Raw genomic sequence first — 1381 nt, forward strand, 5'->3', positions numbered from 1 at the left:
AGTACTTAGCTCACTCCTAATTTATGCGACCCGAATATCTATATTTTTGTATTGATGATGTAATAATACCTTTAATCGGAATCGATCAAATCGCTTAAACCCAAACGCATTCCTTTTAATTACTTTTGTTTGGTTATTAATGCCTTCTACGAAGCCATTATGTAAATCATATCCAAAACTATTCATGATCTCTTTCTGCCAATTTTGAAAGGTTTCTATCGCCCTTTCAAATTCCGGTATCCCAGAAGCCTTCACCAGGTCATAAAATTCATATAATCTTTCTTTCACTTCTTTTAAACCTTTGGGGGCCAAATTTTTGGCGATTTCAAACCATAATCGATAGGCTTCTTTTAATTGATAAGCTATTTTTAAGTCGTTCGATTTTTCTAAGTAGTAGTGTAAGTACCACAACTGTTTGTCTGTTAGATTCTCATAATGTTTATAAAAGACGTGGCGCATTCTCTTACATTTTTTACGATCGTAATCATCGAAATCCTTTTGTGCTTTCCTTCTCACACTCTCTAAAGCCCAATAGATATACCGACAAAAGTGAAAACGATCAGCTACTACCACCGGTTTACCCAAGGCTTGATCAACAGCTGCTTTAAAGGATGGACTCATATCCATCACTACCACTTTCACATTACCTCCATGTTTTCGTAAGTAAGCCTTTAGTGTTTCTTTTTTACGGTCTTTCAGGATGTCTAGGGGTTTTCTATCAATTGGATCGGCGATGACGGTTTGATACTTTTCTCCTCCTGCATCCCCCTTGTATTCATCAATGGCAATCACTTCAGGTAACTGTTTAGTCTCCTGAAGCATAGACAAACCGATTTGATCAAAACGACGCATAACGGTTGTTGGCGAGGTATCAAAGCGAGAAGCTACATCCTTAAAATTCTTCCCACCGATTAATTCAAGACTCATCGCTTGATTAAACTCTCTAGACTGTCTCTGGTAACGCTCAACAAGCGTGTTTTTTTCATAAAATCGCTTCTTACATTCATCATTCACACATACATATCTTCGTTTTCTATAAAACAACAAAGTACTTCTACTAAATAAATGGTTATGTTTGATCTTCTGTAGTCGGTAATCATGTACACGATTAGTAATTTGACCACAACATGGACAATGATGGGGTTCTCTCTTCAACTCCACATGGAGTTGATAGTATCCATCACGCTCAAAAGATTTAGTAATGATAAATGCTTCTAATCCAGGTAAAGAAATGTTAGAATGCAATTACACGCATCTCCTTTTCCTTTTGGGTTTGTTTTTTGGTCTAAACAAAGTCTAACAAAATTAGGAGATTGCGTGTTTTTTTATGCCTAAAAAGTTATCAGAAAATTATCAGTACCCCAACATATATTTTAGAGCC

The 1381-nt window shown here is 36.1% G+C and carries 1 protein-coding gene; it reads right to left on the reverse strand.

What is annotated here, in order from left to right:
- Window positions 1-21: 21 nt before the first annotated feature.
- Window positions 22-1245, reverse strand: a complete 1224-nt coding sequence (locus ACTNEP_RS20420; protein WP_441163784.1) for an ISL3 family transposase — start codon at window positions 1243-1245, stop codon at window positions 22-24.
- Window positions 1246-1381: the final 136 nt, after the last annotated feature.

Source organism: Gracilibacillus sp. HCP3S3_G5_2 (assembly GCF_052063305.1).
Lineage (GTDB): Bacteria > Bacillota > Bacilli > Bacillales > Amphibacillaceae > Gracilibacillus.